Raw genomic sequence first — 16,946 nt, 5'->3', positions numbered from 1 at the left:
CGACACGTGGTCGGGCTTTTTGCAACGTTCAGCGGACTTATTAAAGCGCTTAGAACTTCTGCGTGAACTGCAGGCCATACACGCTGGCGCGGTTGTGGAAGTCGGCAGAGTAGGCTGGGGTGCGCACCTCTGCAGTTTCTTCATCTACATAAGTATAGGAGGCGTCAATTGTCTGTGACGGGCTGAGCTTGTAGCCTGCACCAATGCTTGCGATACGACGATCTGCGCTAGGCAGACGAACACCGCGATCTGCTGGTGCAACCGGGGAGTTATCGTAGGCCAGGCCGGCACGAAGTTCGATTTTTTCGCAATGTTGATGGGTAATGCCAACTGAGTAGCCAACGGAGTCTTTCCAATTGAAGGTTTCGACGGTTGTACCAACAAGTGGGTTCGATGTTTGAATGGAAAGCTCCTTCAGGCGGCTCCAGCGAGTCCAAGCAGCACCCGCATGAATGGTGCTTTTGGCATTAAGCTTATGTGTAAGAGCGAGCTCTACACTTTCCGGTGTGGACAGACCGGTCTTTGCTGTGTAAGTGCCAGCACCACCGACTATGGCGCCACCTGGGCCAATCGGAGCGCCTGTTCCAGTCGTTGTCAGTGTGCCGTCGTCAATCTTGTATTTGACCTTGGAGCGATAAACAACACCTACGGATGTGTTTTCATCCAATACGGAGTGAATGCCGAGATTGTAGCCGTAGCCGTAGTCATCGCCTTCGAGGGAGCTCGTGCCGAGCAATGTACCTGGCTGAGCGCCTGGAGCGGGACTGATATCTGGCACAGAGGAGACGTTTTTCGTTAGCAAGGCATCAACACGATTGATGGTCGGGCCGAAACCGACACTGACCTTGTCATTGATACGGTAGCTGAACGCCGGCTGAATTGTGGTGACTTTGACGGAGCTTTTATCGCCGAGATGGCGTCCTGCAAACGTGGATTCGTAATTGGTTTTCAAGCCAAAGCTGCCATACACGCCCAGTCCCCAGGCCCAGCCACCCTTGTCACCCGACGTGAAGTAGCCGGAAGGAATGAAGGTGTGCGGCACCATGTCGCCATCGTTCGTTCCGCCAAACGGAGCGGTAACATTCTTGATCTTCGTCTGCGCATCAATAAACGCGACGGCTTGCGTGAACTGTGCCTGCTTCAGTTGATGCATCGCGGCTGGGTTATTGAAAACGACAGAAGCATCTTGCGCATTCGAGGCACGACCCGCATTAGCAGTGCCCATGGCGGAAACGCTTTGTTCGGAAAGTGAGAAGCCACCGGCTAGTGCGCTTCCTGCAACGCTGGCGGAAAAGATTGCCAGTGCTAGTTGTTTGATTTTCATGGTGTTCCCTCTTTCTTAGTGGTGTGCGTAGCCTATTGATACAAAGCGGCGCACTCGAGGGAAGTTGTATAACGTTTTGTTTATGAATTGTGTCTATCCAGACAGTTGGCTGTCACAAATGACGAACGGCAAGGTTTATCTTGTGCGCTGCTGCAGACGAGGCACTATCCAAGCGAACAGGATCAGCGCGGGTATGACGGCAACCGTGGAGAAAATAAAGAAGCCGCTATAGCTCATGTCGGCCACCATAAAGCCTGAGAAACCACCGACTAATTTGCCCGGTAGCGTGACTAACGAACTGAAAAGGGCATATTGAGTCGCGGTATAATGTTGGTTGACCAAGCTGGAAAGCCACGCCACTGCGGCGGCACCTAAAAACCCTCCGGACAGATTTTCGCCGCCAATCACCGCAACAAAGACATTCACGTTGGCAGGGTACTGAGAGAGTAATAAGTACAGCAGATTACTGATCGCGCCCAATAGCATGGCGACTAGCAAAGTCCTGTGCACGCCCCAGCGAACCACCACGGCGCCCCCCAGAAATGCGCCGGCAATGCCTACCCACACGCCAAACAATTTCGACACGGCCGCAATTTGCGTTTTGCTGAAGCCACAGTCTAAGTAGAAAGGTAGTGCCATGACGCCGAGCATTTGATCGGAGATTTTGAACAGGCCAATAAAGAGCAGCAAGGCTAAGCCTAGGCCGCCGGCATATCGCGAAAAGAAGTCCTTGAAGGGGCCAACGACGCTGTGTGCGAGCGCAGGCCAAAAGGCCTCATGGCTTGCAATCACTGCTGGGCGTTCAGGCTCGCGTGCCCAGAGCGTGACACAGAGGACGAGCGCCACGATCGCTGCCATGAGTTGATAAATAAGCGCCCAGGGCAGGTGGTCCGCTAACAGCAAAGCTAATGCGCCCGATACAAGTAGAGCTAAACGGTATCCTAGGGTATAGGTCGCGGCGAGGGCGCCCTGTTGTTCGGCAGGGGCGATTTCAATGCGATAGGCATCAACCACAACATCTTGTGTGGCGCCAGCAAATCCGGCTACTACCGTAATCATGACGAAGCTGCTGAGCGAGCCCATTGGCGTCACCATACTCATGGCGATCAGGCTTAGGGCGAGCAACAACTGCGCCGCAAATAACCAACTACGCCGCTGGCCAAGGCGGCCTATGAGTGGGAGACGAAAGCGATCCACCAAGGGTGCCCATACAAACTTAAAGGCATAGGCCAGACCGGCCAAGCTGATGAGGCCGATGTCTTCTAGTGAAACGCCACTTTCCTTTAGCCACACCGAAAGTGTGCCGCCGACAAGCAGGAATGGGAGCCCGGATGCGAACCCAAACAAAAATAAGGTCAGTGCGGCAGGCTGGGTGAATGCGTGAAAAAATGAGGTGGAACGGTCGGCTGACATGGCGACTTCTCTGATCGGCTGACGCTACTCTAGCGAGTCCGCCGGTCAACAGCGACCCTATCGGTCGCGACATTGCATTTTTTTATCGATTTGCCCTTGAAGGGCGGTATTCCATCCCCCATTAGTGATGACAAGTCGGTGCATTAAGCCGACACCCCTTTTTTGCAACAAACCTAGGAGGTTCAGATGAAAATTCGTCCTTTGCACGATCGCGTAGTCATTCGTCGCGTTGAAGAAGAAACCAAGACGGCTGGCGGTATTTTGTTGCCGGGTTCGGCCGCAGAAAAGCCATCGCAAGGTGTGGTTGTTGCGGTAGGCAACGGCATTATCAAAGAAAGCGGTGATGTTCGCCCGTTGGACGTGAAAGTGGGCGACAAAGTTCTGTTCGGTCAGTATGCCGGCAGCACCGTTAAGGTCGACGGCGAAGAGCTGTTGATGATGAAAGAATCCGAAATTTTCGCGGTACTCGAAGCCTGAGTGTCGCCGGTGGGCAGGCAAAGCCTGCTCGTGTTGAATGAAACTTATTAGAGGAAAAAGAAAATGGCTGCTAAAGAAGTAAAGTTTGGCGATAGCGCCCGTGCTCGCATGATTGTTGGTGTAAACATCCTGGCTGACGCCGTGAAAGTAACCCTCGGCCCTAAAGGCCGCAATGTGGTGATTGATAAGTCCTTTGGTGCGCCGCACATCACTAAAGACGGCGTGTCCGTGGCCAAAGAAATCGAACTGAAAGACAAGTTCGAAAATATGGGCGCTCAGCTGGTTAAGGAAGTGGCTTCCAAGACGGCCGAAATCGCCGGTGATGGCACCACCACGGCAACCGTGTTGGCTCAGGCTATCCTCAACGAAGGCATGAAGGCTGTTGCTGCCGGCATGAACCCGATGGACCTGAAGCGCGGTATCGACAAAGCCGTTCGCGTAGCCGTGGCCGAGATCAAGAAGAACTCGCAGCCCTGCACCGACACCAAGGCTATTGCTCAGGTCGGCTCCATTTCCGCCAACTCCGACACGACCATTGGCAACCTGATCGCTGAAGCGATGGAGAAGGTTGGCAAGGAAGGCGTCATCACGGTTGAAGAAGGCTCGGGCTTTGAAGACAGCTTGGACACCGTGGAAGGCATGCAGTTCGATCGTGGCTACATCAGCCCTTACTTCGCCAACAAGCAAGACACCATGACCGCTGAGCTGGACAATCCGTTCATCCTGCTCGTGGACAAGAAAATCTCCAACATCCGCGAACTGATTCCGGTGCTGGAAGGCGTAGCCAAGTCGGGCAAGCCGTTGCTGCTGATCGCTGAAGACGTTGAAGGCGAAGCACTCGCGACACTCGTGGTAAACACCATGCGCGGCATCGTGAAGGTGTGTGCCGTGAAGGCGCCAGGCTTTGGCGATCGTCGTAAGGCCATGCTGCAAGACATCGCTATCCTGACCGGTGCAACCGTCATTTCTGAGGAAGTCGGTCTGAGCTTGGAAAACGCTACGCTGAACGATCTGGGCCATGCCAAGAAAGTCATCGTATCGAAAGAAAACACCACTGTTATCGATGGCTCCGGCCAGTCGGATGAAATCGATGCCCGTGTGAAGCAAATTCGCATGCAGATCGAAGAAGCCACATCGGACTACGACAAAGAAAAACTGCAGGAGCGCGTTGCTAAGCTTGCTGGCGGCGTTGCCGTGATTAAGGTTGGCGCAGCCACCGAAATCGAAATGAAAGAAAAGAAAGACCGCGTAGACGACGCCCTGCACGCCACACGTGCAGCGGTTGAGGAAGGCGTGGTTGCGGGTGGTGGTGTTGCCTTGGTTCGCGCGGTGAAAGCCTTGGAAACCCTCAAGGGCGATAACGATGACCAAACTGCCGGTATCAACATCCTGCGTCGCGCCATGGAAGCCCCACTGCGCCAGATCGTGACCAACGCCGGTGAAGAAGCGTCGGTGGTCTTGAACAAGGTCAAGGAAGGCTCGGGTAACTTCGGTTACAACGCCGCCTCGGGTGAGTATGGCGACATGCTGGCCATGGGCATCTTGGACCCAACCAAGGTATCGCGCTCGGCACTAGAGCACGCCGCTTCGGTTGCTGCGCTGATGCTGACCACTGAATGCATGATCACTGATGCACCGGAAGATAAGGGTTCAGCCCCGTCAATGCCGGACATGGGTGGCATGGGCGGCATGATGTAAAAACGCGACCGATAGGTTGTATTGAAAAGCCCGGATTCGTTCCGGGCTTTTTTATGGGCGTTCAAAAGGGTCGTGCCCGCGAGTGAGCCGCCCAAGGCATTCGCCGTAATGACTGCTTTTGTGGTCATCTCAGCGTACCCCGCGAGTGCGTATTCGTTTACTGTTTGTCCTATCTTTGCTCATAGGTAATTTTATCGTGCCGTTAACTCTTCCGTTTATTGCTTGCCGTATTTCTGACTCATTACCCGATGCCGTGGCCTCACTCGATAACGCACTGCAGCAACGCGTGAAAGAGTCGCAGGCGGAACTGGCTGGCAAGCTCATCACCGAAGCATCTTGCGATTTAATTGATGCTTTCTTCGGTCAGCTCATGCTCTCGCTGCAAGCCAAAGACCCCGGTTCGCCGGTGTTCCGTGAGGCAGTGGCGGTGGTCGAAGACATTAAGGGTAAGCTGCGTCATTACTTGGGTTGGGTTACTGGCTTCTTCAGCAATGAGCGTCTGGCTCCCGTGGTGTCGCATTATCGCTCGCTGATGACACCGCTGCCGGTGGAGGGTGTGCCGCTGGCGCATCTGGCCTTCAGCATCAGCCCCGGGTTGGCTGCTGAGGCGAAGGCCTCGTTGGATGCGCTGCGTGATGGTTCGGCACCGGATGCCAAGGCCGGCATCGAGATTTTGATACGCGTGATTGATGAGGCGCTGGAGCCGTTGCTCTATGTGCCAAAGCAGCGCATGAAGTTCAACTTCGTGGTGGACAAGACCCTAAATGGCGTGATTTCAGTGACCTTGGCGCTGTCGAATCGCAGTCTTCGCAAGCTCGGTCAGTTCCTGCCGCGACCGATGTTCGTGCCGGTCGCGGATCATCTGGAAAGCTTCCTGTTTCGCGAGATGCCGCGCTGAGTCGCGACAGCTCGGCTCAGGCGGTTTTCTTAGGCTGCTTGGGCCTGGCTGGCGGTCTGAACTAATTGCTGCAAGTGCTGAGCGAGCACCGGTTGATGCGCTGCGGGCATCTGATCGGCAATTTTGCGTAGGCTACGATAGGATAAGGTTTGCGTGAGGGAAATGACGCCATTTAGGGTCTTGTCCACCACGAAGTTGAACTTCATCAGCTGCTTAGGCTTGATGAGCAGCGCGTGCAGGGCGATATCGATGACCTCGATAAGCGCTTCGATACCTTCGTGTGCACTTGCGGCTTGCCCTTGGCTGAGTGGCGTCAGTAGTCGCTCCAAGCGCTGGGCCAGCTCTGCGGGAATAGCAAATGCGATGACCGGTTGCATGCTGCCCTGCATTGGGCGTTGCAGCATCATGGCGTGATAATGACTGACCGCCGGCTTTATGCGCTCGTTGCTAAAAAACGCCGATGCCCAACCCAGATAGTGCGTCAGCTTGTCGGCAATCTCGCTTACCATGCTGGCCGCTTCGCGATAAGCAGGCACATCGCCGGCCCGTTGCAAGTGAGTGATCAGCTCGCTGAAAAACGTGGTGATGAGCTCATGCGCGGCGTCCTGAATGAGACGAGTCGCCAGCTTAGCTTGGTCGGCACGTACGCCACTTTGCAGCGCTTCATGTAGCCGGAATACCTGAGATTGCAGTTCTGGAGTGGTTGCGTATGCCACGCAAGGCAGGGGGAGGCTCATGCACGTTCCTTGTGTAAAAACAGCCGCGCACAATACCAATAATTCGCGGTGATGGAAGGGCTTGGTGCGTTCTTTTTTGTGGCTGGCCGAGTACAGTCAAACTGGCGAATAATAGAAGGCTGTTGCCCACGGGCATCACCGGATTAAGGAAGTAGTGCGATGAGCAAAGATCAGCTAATTATTTTTGATACCACCCTGCGTGATGGCGAGCAAAGCCCCGGCGCTTCGATGACTTTGGAAGAAAAAGTGCGCATCGGCAAAGCATTGGAGCGCATGCGAGTGGATGTCATTGAAGCAGGCTTTGCGGTGGCCTCACAGGGCGACTTTGAGGCGGTGCGCGCGGTCGCAGCGGCGGTAAAGGACTCGCGAATTTGTTCGCTGTCTCGTGCTCGTGCTGAGGATATTGACCGGGCTGCCGAGGCGCTAAAGCCGGCCAATGCTGCCCGCATCCATACGTTTATCGCTACCTCACCGATTCACATGAAGTACAAGCTGCGTCTAGAGCCAGACGCGGTGGTGGAAAATGCCGTGCGCGCGGTGAAGTACGCGCGCAATCTGGTCGATGATGTGGAGTTCTCTTGCGAGGACGCCGGACGTTCGGAAGTGGATTTTCTCTGCCGTATTATTGAGGCGGCGATTGATGCCGGTGCCAGCACCATCAACATCCCAGACACGGTTGGCTATGCCATTCCAGGTCAGTACGGCGACCTCATTGGACAACTACTGACGCGCATTCCGAATGCGCACAAAGCAATTTTCTCCGTGCATTGCCATAACGACCTAGGTTTAGCGGTGGCTAACTCGCTGGCCGCCGTCTTGCAGGGTGCGCGCCAAGTGGAGTGCACCATCAATGGTCTTGGTGAGCGTGCCGGTAATGCCGCGCTGGAAGAAATTGTGATGGCGGTGAATACCCGCGCGGATTTATTCCCGGTCAGTACACGCATTTGGACGCCTGAAATTGTGCCGGCCTCTCGTCTGGTGTCGTCCATTACCGGCTTTCCGGTGCAGCCGAATAAAGCCATCGTCGGGGCAAATGCCTTTGCGCACGAATCGGGCATTCATCAGGACGGTGTGCTCAAGCATCGTGAAACTTACGAAATCATGCGCGCCGAAGACGTGGGTTGGAATGCCAATAAAATGGTGCTTGGTAAACACTCAGGGCGTGCGGCTTTCCGGGCTCGCTTAGATGAGCTCGGCATTCCGGTTGGCAGCGACAATACGCTGAACCAGCTCTTTGTTCGCTTTAAGGAACTGGCGGATAAGAAGCATGAAATTTTCGATGAAGACATTCACGCCTTAGTCTCTGATGCGCAGCCCAACGCCGAAGAAGTTTTCAAGTTGGTCACACTGGAAGTGACATCGAAAACCGGCACGCTACCCGAAGCTAAATTGCTGCTGTCGGTTAATGGCGCTGAGAAGCCGGTGACGGCGACGGGCTCCGGTCCGGTCGATGCAACCTTCCGTGCTATCGAGGCTGTGGCCAATTCCGGCACCACGCTGGAGCTGTACTCGGTGAACGCCATTACCAGCGGCACCGACTCCCAGGGCGAAGTGACCGTGCGCCTAAGTCAGGCTGGCCGCATTATTAATGGCCATGGTGCCGATACCGATATCGTCATCGCCAGTGCGAAGGCCTATTTGAATGCACTGAACTTATTACGCAGCGGCCTCGATCGCGCGCACCCGCAGGCTGAAGCGATTTGATGCCAGAAACCACGCTCACTGAAGGCCGCCGTCGCGAATACCTCGCGGCGCTGGGCATTCCTTTATTCCAAGCGCGTCGCGTGTTGCCCGGCGCGGCTGTCAGCGAGATCGTGGAGCGATGGGTAGAGCCTGTGCCGGCAACTCCAATCAGTGCCAGCCCAGTGAGTCGATTGGTGCTACCCGATCCGGTTCTACGCCCTAAAGCAGTGGATGTAACCCCAGAGCCGGTGCGTCCTACGTCGCCGGAGGTAGTGGTTGAGCCTGTAACTCCAGCCACGCCTGTGCCGCGCTTTGCCTGCCGACTCATGCCTCTGGGCGAGCAGGGCTTTGTCTTGCTCGATTTGGGTGAGTTTCCAGATGTTGTTGCCGGTGAAGTGCTGAACTTGGCACCTGCCGAACAGCAGCTCTGGCGCAATATTCAGCGCGCACTGGCGTGGACCCCGGGCGAAGCTGAGCCTGATTTTATTTGGCCTCGCGCCGTAAAGGGTTTGTTAGGGGATGATGCTGATACGGCGCGTGACATGCTGTCGGCGTGGTTGAAGCGGCAGATACAACCCCAAGTGCGTTTGTGGGTATTTGGCGAGGCCCTGGCGCCTTTTGTGACGCGCCCACATCGTTTGTTGCCTAGCTTAAAGCAGTTGCTCGCGAGCCCGCTGGCCAAGCGTCAGGTTTGGCAGCAATTGAGTGAGCCTCAGTCAGCCTCATGAAAAACACGCTTCGCATCATGACCCCGGATGACCTCGCGCAGGTCTTTGCCATTGAGCAAGTGTCGCATCCCTCACCCTGGCCCATGAAAGGCTTGCAGGAGTCGCTGCAAAATCATGTGGCCTATGTGCTGGAGCAGGATGGCGCGGTAATCGGCTTTGCCTTTGTGCAGCGCATTCTGGATGAGGCTCACCTGCTCGATATCGCCCTTGCCCCCTCGCATCGCGGCAAGGGCTTGGGCCGCGAATTGCTACGGCAACTCATGGATGAGGTTTTAGTTTCCGGCGTGACAATCTGGTTTCTTGAGGTCCGGGTATCGAATGTCACGGCGATTTCGCTCTACCAATCCTTGGGCTATAACGAGCTCAGTTTGCGGCGTAATTATTACGACGGCCCCGAAGGTAAAGAGGATGCCCTGTTGATGGCATGCTCTACGGGTATGGGCTGAGCTTTTCTGCCCCATTCCATGCGCAGCGCCGTATAATCTGTCCATTCCGAATTCAGTGCTGAACGCTCATGTCCTTTACCGAACAACTCGCTGCCGAAGTCGCTTCGCGCCGTACTTTCGCCATCATCTCTCACCCTGACGCTGGTAAGACCACCATTACCGAGAAGTTACTGCTCTGGGGTAAGGCCATTCAGGTCGCTGGAACGGTAAAGTCGCGCAAGTCCGATCGCCATGCAACTTCGGACTGGATGGCGATGGAGCAGCAGCGCGGTATCTCCATCACCACCTCGGTCATGCAGTTCCCGTACAAAGACGCGACCATTAACCTGCTCGACACACCAGGCCACGAAGACTTCTCGGAAGATACGTATCGCACGCTAACAGCGGTCGACTCGGCTCTGATGGTCATTGACGGCGGTAAGGGCGTGGAAGATCGCACCATCAAATTGATGGAAGTGTGTCGTCTGCGCGATACGCCGATTATTGCCTTTGTGAACAAGCTCGATCGCGAGATTCGTGACCCCATTGAGCTGATGGATGAAATTGAAAGTGTACTGGGCATTAAGTGCTCACCCGTTACCTGGCCGATTGGCTGTGGCCGCGACTTCAAGGGCGTCTACCATCTCTTAGAAGACCGCTACTACTTGTATCAGCAGGGGCATGGCTCCGAGTTGATCGCAGATAAGACGATTGATGGCCTGAATAATCCAGATGCCGACGCCACGCTGGGCGATGATGCTGCGAATTTGCGCGACATGCTGGAGCTGGTGCAGGGTGCTAGTCACAGCTTTAACCTTGATGATTTTCTGGCTGGCCGCCTGTCGCCGGTCTTTTTCGGCACCGCACTGGGCAATTTCGGCGTCAATCACATTCTCGACGGTTTTGTGAATTGGGCACCGACGCCCTTGGCGCGCAAGGCCTCACAACGCGTAGTTGCGCCTACGGAAGAGACTTTCTCCGGCTTCGTGTTCAAGATTCAGGCAAACATGGACCCCAAACATCGCGACCGTATCGCCTTTTTGCGCATCTGTTCCGGGCGCTATCAAAAGGGCGTGAAGATGCAGCATGTGCGTCTGGGTAAAGAGGTTCGTGTAGCCGATGCGCTGACCTTCCTCGCCGGCGAACGCGCCCACTTGGAAGAGGCCTGGCCTGGCGACATCATTGGTCTGCACAACCACGGCACCATTCAAATCGGCGACACCTTCACTGAAGGCGAGAAGTTGCAGTTCCTTGGTATCCCGCACTTTGCGCCGGAAATGTTCCGCCGCGTGCGTCTGCGTGACCCGCTGAAGAGCAAGCAATTGCAGAAAGGCTTGAAGGAGCTGTCGGAGGAGGGCGCGACGCAGGTCTTTATGCCGCAGATCAACAACGATCTCATCCTCGGCGCAGTCGGTGTGCTGCAGTTCGATGTGGTCGCGTTCCGACTCCAGGAAGAGTACAAAGTGGAGTGCGTATACGAGGCGGTGAACGTTTCCACCGTGCGTTGGATTCATTGCGACGATGAACGCAAGCTGGCAGAGTTTAAGAAGAAGGCGCACGACCAGCTGTCTTTGGATGGCGGTGGTTATTTGACCTATTTGGCGCCTTCACGGGTGAACTTGCAGATCATGCAAGAACGCTATCCAGACATTGTTTTTTCACCGACCCGAGAGCACTAATGCCCTACGCGCTGCGACTGATTGGGGTGGCTTTACTGGCCAGCTTGGGCTGGTGGCAGTGGCAGCCTGAAACACCCGCTTTAGCGACCTTACCAGCGCCAGCGAAGCCCGCTCTGGTTAGCACAGCCCCGGAGTTGCCCGCTAAACCACTGCGTCTAAAGCTCAGGGATCCGGCTTGTTCTGAGCGGTGTGCGGAATTTGATTTGGAGGCGCTGCAATTCCCTAAATCTCCAGCCTTAACCGACGCATTTCTAACGGTCATTGATGCGCCGGTAGGTCCAACGGCCGAGCAGCGTGTCCTGGCCATGGCTAAGACCCTCATGAAAGAGGCTGCGGAGTTTCATGAACCCTGGCAGCAAATTATTCGGGCGCAGCAAGTGTCGGGTATTGGCCACATCGTCGTGATTGATATTGATAATTACACCTACACCGGTGGGGCTCACGGCACGAATGTGGTTTCCGCGCTGAATTGGGACACTCGATTACAGCGTGTGCTGACGTTGAAGGACTTGTTATTGCCCGCCCAAGAAGCCGCGTTTTGGCAGGAGGCCAAACTGGCACATAAACGCTGGCTGGCCGGGCAGCCGGATGCTAAGTCGCTGGCGGATGTTTGGCCGTTTGATAAGACCGATGTGCTGGCGCTTTTACCCACTGGGTTAGTCCTAAAATATCAGCCGTATGCCTTAGGGCCTTACTCAATGGGTACCCCTGAGCTGGTGATTCCCTATGCACGCCTCACCGGCATTTTCAAGCCGGAATTCTTGCCCAAGCCCTGATGCTCTTCGACAGCCATTGCCACATTGATGCGCCGGAGTTCGACGCCGATCGTGACGATGTTCTGCGCTCCGCACGCTCGGAGGGGGTGAGTCATATCGTTGTGCCCGCTTATGTGGCGGAACGCTGGCCTAGTTTGCTGGCGCTGTGCCAAAGGCAGGCTCATCACAATGATTGGCCCTGCCTGCTGCCAGCGCTTGGGTTGCACCCGGTCTATCTTTCCCAGCATCAGGATGACGACTTGCAGCGCTTGAGTGCGGCGCTTAAGCAATCAGCGGTGGTCGCAGTCGGTGAGATCGGACTGGATAAATTTTTGCCCGAGCTGAGCCAACCTGTGCACTGGGCTAAGCAAGTCGCGTTATTTGAAGCCCAATTGCACCTGGCTCGCGATTCGAATTTGCCGGTCATTATTCATGCGCGACGCTGTCATGCGGATATCTGCCGCGCCCTGAAGCGCGTTGGGCATCGGCACGGCGGTATTGTGCATGCCTTCTCCGGCAGCGTAGAGGAGGCTCGGCAGTATCGTGCGCTTGGCATGCATTTGGGCTTGGGCGGGCCGCTGACCTGGCCACAGGCTAAGCGTCTGCATGCGGTGGCGACGCAGTTGCCTTTAGATAGCTTTGTGTTGGAAACCGATGCGCCGGACCTTATACCTTATGGGCATAGTTATGTGCACGGTGATGGGCGCGCTCGCCAACCGGGTGAGCGAGTACGAAACAGCCCGGCGTTTTTGCCCTCGGTGCTAACCGTTTTTGCGCAGTTGCGTGGACTGCCCGAGGCCGAGTTAGCAGCCCAGTTTTTTAGCAATACCGTGACCGCACTGCATTTGCAGGCGCGGCTTAATTTGATGTGAGGACGAACATGTTTTTTGGGATCAACCGATGCTTAGTCTTAGTCTCAGTGATGCTACTGACGAGCTGCCAGCAGGCTCCCCTTGCGCCGGTCAAGCCTACACGCGAGCCGGTTGTGGCTCTGGTGCTAGGTGGCGGTGGAGCGAAGGGCTTTGCGCATATTGGCGTGATTAAAGTGTTGGAATCGCATGGTATTCGCCCCAAGTTGGTGGTGGGGACCAGTGCGGGAAGCTTCGTGGGCGGGCTCTATGCCAGCGGCCTCAGTCCCTTTGCGTTACAGCAGTTGGCGCTGAATTTGGAAGAGAGCGATGTGCGCGATTTAACGCTGAGTCGCCAAGGCTTTTTGCTCGGTCAGAAGCTTCAGGACTACATTAATGTGCAGGTCAACCAACAGCCCATTCAGAACTTCCCGATTCGCTTTGCTGCCGTGGCAACCGAGGCCGATAGCGGTCGTAAAGTCGTGTTTACGCGTGGAAGCGCCGGCCAGGCAATTCGCGCGTCGTGCAGTATTCCGAATGTGTTTGTACCGGCCACCATTGCAGGAAAAGAGTATGTAGACGGTGGGTTGGTTAGCCCCATTCCGGTCGAAACGGCGCGCGATATGGGCGCGGATGTAGTGATTGCGGTGGATATTTCGGCACGGCCAACGGCGGGTCAAACGCGTTCAGCATGGGCGTTACTGGACCAAACCATCAACATCATGGGGCAGCAGGCGATTAACCGTGAATTGCCGCTGGCGGATGTGGTGATTAAACCGATGGTGCTGGGTGTGGGTACGCTGGAACTGGAAAGCAAACACCGAAGTTTGCTGGAAGGCGAGCGAGCCGCTCAAGCCAAGTTGCCGGCCATCCTAGCGGCGATCGCGAAGAAACGTGCAGAGTTAAATGCTGTGGCACCGTGAGTGCCACAGCAGGTGACGGCTTAGATAATCTCTAAAGCCATCGCAACCGCTTCACCCCCACCGATACACAGGCCGGCCACACCACGGGTTTTACCGTGTTGCTTTAGCGCGTGAATCAGCGTGAGGATAATGCGAGAGCCAGTCGAACCAACGGGATGGCCCAGGGCACAAGCACCACCGTAGACATTGACCTTCTCGTGCGGAATGTTGTGCTTCATCATCGCGGCCATGGTGACCATCGCAAACGCTTCGTTAATTTCGAACAGGTCTACCGAATCTGCACTCCAACCCGTTTTGGCAAACAGCGTGGCAAAAGCTCCCACCGGCGCGATGGTGAACTCGCTAGGATCTTGCGATTGAGTTGAGTGGCCGATGATACGGGCCAAAGGTTGCAGGCCCAGTTCCCGCGCCTTGCTTTCCTTCATTAACACCAGTGCCGATGCGCCATCGGAAATCGACGAGGCGTTGGCGGCAGTGATAGTGCCGTCTTTAGCGAATGCAGGCTTCAGGGTTGGAATTTTTTCTGGGCTGGCGTTGCCGGGCTGTTCGTCCGTGTCGACCAGTACTTCACCTTTGCGTGTGGTGACGGGCACGGGCACGATTTCGGCTTTGAAATCACCGTTGGCGATGGCGGCATTGGCGCGACGCAGGGACTCAACGGCAAAGGCGTCCATATCGGCACGGCCCAGGCCCAGTGTGTTAGCCATATCTTGTGCAAAGGAGCCCATGAGGCGGCCCGTGCGAGCGTCTTCCAAGCCGTCGAGGAACATGTGATCCATGACTTGACCATGACCCATGCGGTAGCCCGAGCGAGCTTTGGGCAGAATGTAGGGCGCGTTACTCATCGATTCCATGCCGCCGGCGACCATGATGTCATTCGTGCCGGCCGCAATCAGGTCGTGTGCCAGCATGGTGGCTTTCATGCCGGAGCCGCACAGTTTGTTGATGGTGGTTGCACCCGCTGCAGCGGGAATTCCGGCTTCTAATGCGGATTGACGTGCCGGGCCTTGCTTCAAGCCAGCGGGCAATACGCAGCCCATGATCACTTCTTGAACCTGTTCAGGTTGCACGCCAGCGCGCTTCAGGGCCTCACGAATGGTGATGGCGCCCAGTGTAGTTGCTGTAACGCTGCTCAGGTTGCCCTGAAAGCCGCCCATAGGGGTGCGAGCACCGTTAACAATGACGATTGGATCGTGACTCATGTTTCTCTCCGAATGCCAGCTGGGGACGCATTAGGCGCCGCAGCACTTCTTGTATTTTTTACCACTGCCACAAAGGCAGGGGTCGTTACGGCCAATTTTAACTTCATTAACAATGGGCTTGGGTTTTTCTGATGGTCCGCTATGAAGGACTTCGCCATCGCGGAATTGCCAGCCTTTGTCTGTGCGTAAAAAGCCGGACACTTCATGATGATGGTGTTTAACACCGCCCATGTCGTAATGCGCTTTGAATTCTACCAGACCCCGTTTGTCTTGTTCGCCACCGGCTTCTACCTGAATAATCTCTAGGGCTTGCCAGTCGGCCTGTTCGGCCCAAGCGCGCATCGCCTCTAAATCGCTGTTTTCCATGCCGTCTTTGTGCGTGGAGGCCACGATGAAATCAATATTGTGTTGCGTGTAGGCGGTATAGCGAGCGCGCATTAAGGCTTCGGCAGTGGCCGCAGGGGCGCCGGCAATAATGGGGGCGCAACAAGATTCTAGTGGGTTACCGGAACCACAAGGGCAGGACATGTCATTCTCCAAAAAACGGGCATGAAAAAGGGGTGCCGAAGCACCCCTTTTTGTTGAGGCCGAGGCCTCAGCTCATTACTGAGCAGCAGCTTCGGCAGCTGGAGCAGCTTCAGCAGCTGGAGCAGCTTCAGCAGCTGGAGCTTCAACTGGAGCAGCTTCGGCAGCTGGGGCTTCAACAGCAGCTTCAGCAGCTGGAGCTTCAACAGCAGCAGCTTCTTCTTTCTTTGCGCAACCAGCGATGGTCAGAGCAGCGGCAACAGCGGCCATAACGGCGATTTTCTTGATCATCATGATAAAATTCTCTCTTAGGTTGGACTGGACTAGTCTATTTCCAGTCTGATGCCGTTCAATAATTCATTGCGGCGAACTATTGGCTAACATCAGACGAACGCATAATAGCACTGGTTTTTTGACTTTGCACCCCGATTTTGTCCGACAACATCATCCACTTGTCCTGTTGTGACCTTAACGGTCACTTAACTGGTGACCCATGCGGCCTTGTTCGGGATCGGTGTAGATGGCGCCCGAAACCCCAATTCGACTTTGTCGTGCCCGCGCCATGGCTTCATCCAATTGATAGAGCAGTTGATCCAGCGCCATAGGCTCACTGGGTAGCCACGTGGCACCAATGTGAGCGGTGGCCGGACTTTGTTGATGCACGCGTGAGGCATGAAAACTTTCTTGGAGGTAGTGAGCAATCGGATCGGCTTGTTTGCTGGGGCAGTCCAGCAACAAAAAGACAAACTCCAGCGGGCTATAACGCACCAGAATGTCGCTACCTCTTAGACGCTTTCGAGCAATCTCGGCGAACTCGCGACACAGATCATTTTGTAAGGCCAGACTGGGTTCGCGGCCTGGTGCGAGGCCGGTAGGTTCAATGACGATATAGAGCAATGTCAGTGGTTGCTGCTGCCGGTGCATCAAGGGCATGAGTAATTCGGCGGCGGCATAGAGCGTGGGGCGATTAAATAGCCCCGTGCTGGCGTCAATGCCGGGAGCGCTTAGGCTGGTATTGAAGTGCTGACGTGCTAGTTGGGTCATGACCGTTACCAGCGACATCAAAATGATGCTGGCTAAGCCAATGGTCGCGACGGATGTCCACGAATATTGCAGATGGGTTTGTGTGCGCCACACAGTGCTCAGAATTGCGATGGTCAGAATCAGGGTGAAGGTCACTGCTTGGGCTTTCAGTGGCCAACGTAAGGCCGCCAAACCGAGGACTAAAACACTTAAGGTAGCGGTTGGCAGGCTGGCGAGCGGGTCATTTCCCATTTGCCAGGCTAACAAGGCAAGATCCAGTGCAGTAATGAACACTGAGAGCCAGGTGCGAGGCAGGATGCGGGCTTCAAGAATCGAAAAAATGCTCTGCAAGACGGCGTAGCCAACGATCACCAGTAGGCAAACCGTTAATGATGCCAGCAGGCCGCCCTGTAAAAGCACCGCATAAATGGCAAGACAGAGTGCCGCGACTAAGCGCAAAGCGCGCTGTTCATTAATGGCCATGACCACGGGAACTAAGCGCGGATCAAGGCGTGAAAAAGTGTGACGCAGAGAGTGTGTTGAGGCGGTCATGCGGGTGGTAGTCTCAAGGCTGGCCGATCAAATCAGTTGTGAGCCAACGGCTACAC

The 16,946-nt window shown here is 55.5% G+C and carries 17 protein-coding genes; 10 read left to right on the top strand and 7 right to left on the bottom strand.

The window, feature by feature from the left end; all coding sequences use genetic code 11:
• Window positions 1-49: 49 nt before the first annotated feature.
• Together A8710_RS10430 and A8710_RS10425 are read right to left on the bottom strand one after the other, a co-directional pair.
• A complete protein-coding gene (locus A8710_RS10430; RefSeq protein WP_068860299.1) occupies window positions 50-1,324 on the bottom strand; it encodes an OmpP1/FadL family transporter in 1,275 nt (424 codons plus the stop codon).
• A 135-nt stretch (window positions 1,325-1,459) separates the two neighbouring features.
• Window positions 1,460-2,737: an AmpG family muropeptide MFS transporter gene (locus tag A8710_RS10425; RefSeq protein ID WP_068860297.1), complete on the bottom strand. Its 1,278-nt coding sequence runs from the start codon at window positions 2,735-2,737 to the stop codon at window positions 1,460-1,462.
• Window positions 2,738-2,923: 186 nt separating this feature from the next.
• Here A8710_RS10425 and A8710_RS10420 point away from each other — a divergent pair, with 186 nt between their 5' ends.
• The 3 genes from A8710_RS10420 to A8710_RS10410 all read left to right on the top strand — a co-directional run bounded on the left by A8710_RS10420 (window position 2,924) and on the right by A8710_RS10410 (window position 5,810).
• Window positions 2,924-3,214, top strand: coding sequence for a co-chaperone GroES (locus A8710_RS10420; protein ID WP_068860295.1), 291 nt, complete (start codon window positions 2,924-2,926; stop codon window positions 3,212-3,214).
• A gap of 63 nt (window positions 3,215-3,277) precedes the next feature.
• Window positions 3,278-4,912, top strand: coding sequence for a chaperonin GroEL (groL, locus tag A8710_RS10415; RefSeq protein ID WP_068860293.1), 1,635 nt, complete (start codon window positions 3,278-3,280; stop codon window positions 4,910-4,912).
• 196 nt (window positions 4,913-5,108) lie between these two features.
• A complete protein-coding gene (locus tag A8710_RS10410) occupies window positions 5,109-5,810 on the top strand; it encodes a hypothetical protein (RefSeq protein ID WP_157686400.1) in 702 nt (233 codons plus the stop codon).
• A 29-nt stretch (window positions 5,811-5,839) separates the two neighbouring features.
• Here A8710_RS10410 and A8710_RS10405 read toward each other — a convergent pair whose 3' ends face one another.
• On the bottom strand, window positions 5,840-6,547 hold the full coding sequence (locus A8710_RS10405; RefSeq protein ID WP_068860289.1) for a hypothetical protein: 708 nt from the start codon (window positions 6,545-6,547) through the stop codon (window positions 5,840-5,842).
• Between the two features lie 159 nt (window positions 6,548-6,706).
• Between A8710_RS10405 and A8710_RS10400 the strand changes: the two genes are divergently transcribed.
• From A8710_RS10400 to A8710_RS10370, 7 genes are all read left to right on the top strand, one after another.
• On the top strand, window positions 6,707-8,251 hold the full coding sequence (locus A8710_RS10400; protein WP_068860287.1) for a 2-isopropylmalate synthase: 1,545 nt from the start codon (window positions 6,707-6,709) through the stop codon (window positions 8,249-8,251).
• Window positions 8,251-8,958, top strand: coding sequence for a hypothetical protein (locus A8710_RS10395; protein ID WP_068860285.1), 708 nt, complete (start codon window positions 8,251-8,253; stop codon window positions 8,956-8,958). Before A8710_RS10400 ends, A8710_RS10395 begins: the two co-directional genes overlap by 1 nt.
• The gene (rimI, locus tag A8710_RS10390) at window positions 8,955-9,404 is read left to right on the top strand and encodes a ribosomal protein S18-alanine N-acetyltransferase (protein ID WP_068860283.1); all 450 of its coding nucleotides are present in this window, start codon (window positions 8,955-8,957) and stop codon (window positions 9,402-9,404) included. The genes A8710_RS10395 and rimI overlap by 4 nt, the downstream gene beginning before the upstream one ends.
• A gap of 68 nt (window positions 9,405-9,472) precedes the next feature.
• Complete coding sequence (locus A8710_RS10385; RefSeq protein WP_068860282.1) at window positions 9,473-11,062, top strand: peptide chain release factor 3; 1,590 nt, start codon at window positions 9,473-9,475, stop codon at window positions 11,060-11,062.
• Complete coding sequence (locus A8710_RS10380) at window positions 11,062-11,838, top strand: RsiV family protein (protein WP_068860280.1); 777 nt, start codon at window positions 11,062-11,064, stop codon at window positions 11,836-11,838. The genes A8710_RS10385 and A8710_RS10380 overlap by 1 nt, the downstream gene beginning before the upstream one ends.
• Entirely contained in the window at window positions 11,838-12,689 is an 852-nt protein-coding gene (locus tag A8710_RS10375) for a TatD family hydrolase (protein WP_068860279.1), read from the top strand. Before A8710_RS10380 ends, A8710_RS10375 begins: the two co-directional genes overlap by 1 nt.
• 8 nt (window positions 12,690-12,697) lie before the next feature.
• Window positions 12,698-13,588, top strand: coding sequence for a patatin-like phospholipase family protein (locus A8710_RS10370; RefSeq protein WP_068860277.1), 891 nt, complete (start codon window positions 12,698-12,700; stop codon window positions 13,586-13,588).
• Between the two features lie 20 nt (window positions 13,589-13,608).
• Here the strand turns inward: A8710_RS10370 and A8710_RS10365 are convergent, their stop codons facing one another.
• The 4 genes from A8710_RS10365 to A8710_RS10350 form a co-directional block, all read right to left on the bottom strand.
• Window positions 13,609-14,790 carry an acetyl-CoA C-acyltransferase gene (locus A8710_RS10365; RefSeq protein ID WP_068860275.1) on the bottom strand — a complete coding sequence of 394 codons (1,182 nt, stop codon included), beginning with the start codon at window positions 14,788-14,790 and terminating at the stop codon, window positions 13,609-13,611.
• A gap of 30 nt (window positions 14,791-14,820) precedes the next feature.
• Window positions 14,821-15,318 carry a YchJ family protein gene (locus tag A8710_RS10360; protein WP_068860273.1) on the bottom strand — a complete coding sequence of 166 codons (498 nt, stop codon included), beginning with the start codon at window positions 15,316-15,318 and terminating at the stop codon, window positions 14,821-14,823.
• Between the two features lie 75 nt (window positions 15,319-15,393).
• Window positions 15,394-15,609, bottom strand: coding sequence for a hypothetical protein (locus tag A8710_RS10355; protein WP_198341660.1), 216 nt, complete (start codon window positions 15,607-15,609; stop codon window positions 15,394-15,396).
• A 174-nt stretch (window positions 15,610-15,783) separates the two neighbouring features.
• Window positions 15,784-16,890: a GGDEF domain-containing protein gene (locus A8710_RS10350; protein WP_068860271.1), complete on the bottom strand. Its 1,107-nt coding sequence runs from the start codon at window positions 16,888-16,890 to the stop codon at window positions 15,784-15,786.
• Between the last annotated feature and the right edge of the window lie 56 nt (window positions 16,891-16,946).

Source organism: Perlucidibaca aquatica (assembly GCF_001676655.1).
Classification (GTDB): Bacteria; Pseudomonadota; Gammaproteobacteria; order Pseudomonadales; family Moraxellaceae; genus Perlucidibaca; species Perlucidibaca aquatica.
Note: the sequence above shows the minus strand (reverse complement) of the source record. Positions and strands in the feature narration are given on the sequence as shown.

Bases quoted from the DNA above. Each gene is read 5' to 3' on its own strand.
- A8710_RS10430 (WP_068860299.1), bottom strand. From the start codon at position 1,324: ATGAAAATCAAACAACTAGCACTGGCAATCTTTTCCGCCAGCGTTGCA.
- A8710_RS10425 (WP_068860297.1), bottom strand. From the start codon at position 2,737: ATGTCAGCCGACCGTTCCACCTCATTTTTTCACGCATTCACCCAGCCT.
- A8710_RS10420 (WP_068860295.1), top strand. From the start codon at position 2,924: ATGAAAATTCGTCCTTTGCACGATCGCGTAGTCATTCGTCGCGTTGAA.
- groL (WP_068860293.1), top strand. From the start codon at position 3,278: ATGGCTGCTAAAGAAGTAAAGTTTGGCGATAGCGCCCGTGCTCGCATG.
- A8710_RS10405 (WP_068860289.1), bottom strand. From the start codon at position 6,547: ATGAGCCTCCCCCTGCCTTGCGTGGCATACGCAACCACTCCAGAACTG.
- A8710_RS10400 (WP_068860287.1), top strand. From the start codon at position 6,707: ATGAGCAAAGATCAGCTAATTATTTTTGATACCACCCTGCGTGATGGC.
- A8710_RS10395 (WP_068860285.1), top strand. From the start codon at position 8,251: ATGCCAGAAACCACGCTCACTGAAGGCCGCCGTCGCGAATACCTCGCG.
- rimI (WP_068860283.1), top strand. From the start codon at position 8,955: ATGAAAAACACGCTTCGCATCATGACCCCGGATGACCTCGCGCAGGTC.
- A8710_RS10385 (WP_068860282.1), top strand. From the start codon at position 9,473: ATGTCCTTTACCGAACAACTCGCTGCCGAAGTCGCTTCGCGCCGTACT.
- A8710_RS10380 (WP_068860280.1), top strand. From the start codon at position 11,062: ATGCCCTACGCGCTGCGACTGATTGGGGTGGCTTTACTGGCCAGCTTG.
- A8710_RS10375 (WP_068860279.1), top strand. From the start codon at position 11,838: ATGCTCTTCGACAGCCATTGCCACATTGATGCGCCGGAGTTCGACGCC.
- A8710_RS10370 (WP_068860277.1), top strand. From the start codon at position 12,698: ATGTTTTTTGGGATCAACCGATGCTTAGTCTTAGTCTCAGTGATGCTA.
- A8710_RS10365 (WP_068860275.1), bottom strand. From the start codon at position 14,790: ATGAGTCACGATCCAATCGTCATTGTTAACGGTGCTCGCACCCCTATG.
- A8710_RS10360 (WP_068860273.1), bottom strand. From the start codon at position 15,318: ATGTCCTGCCCTTGTGGTTCCGGTAACCCACTAGAATCTTGTTGCGCC.
- A8710_RS10355 (WP_198341660.1), bottom strand. From the start codon at position 15,609: ATGATGATCAAGAAAATCGCCGTTATGGCCGCTGTTGCCGCTGCTCTG.
- A8710_RS10350 (WP_068860271.1), bottom strand. From the start codon at position 16,890: ATGACCGCCTCAACACACTCTCTGCGTCACACTTTTTCACGCCTTGAT.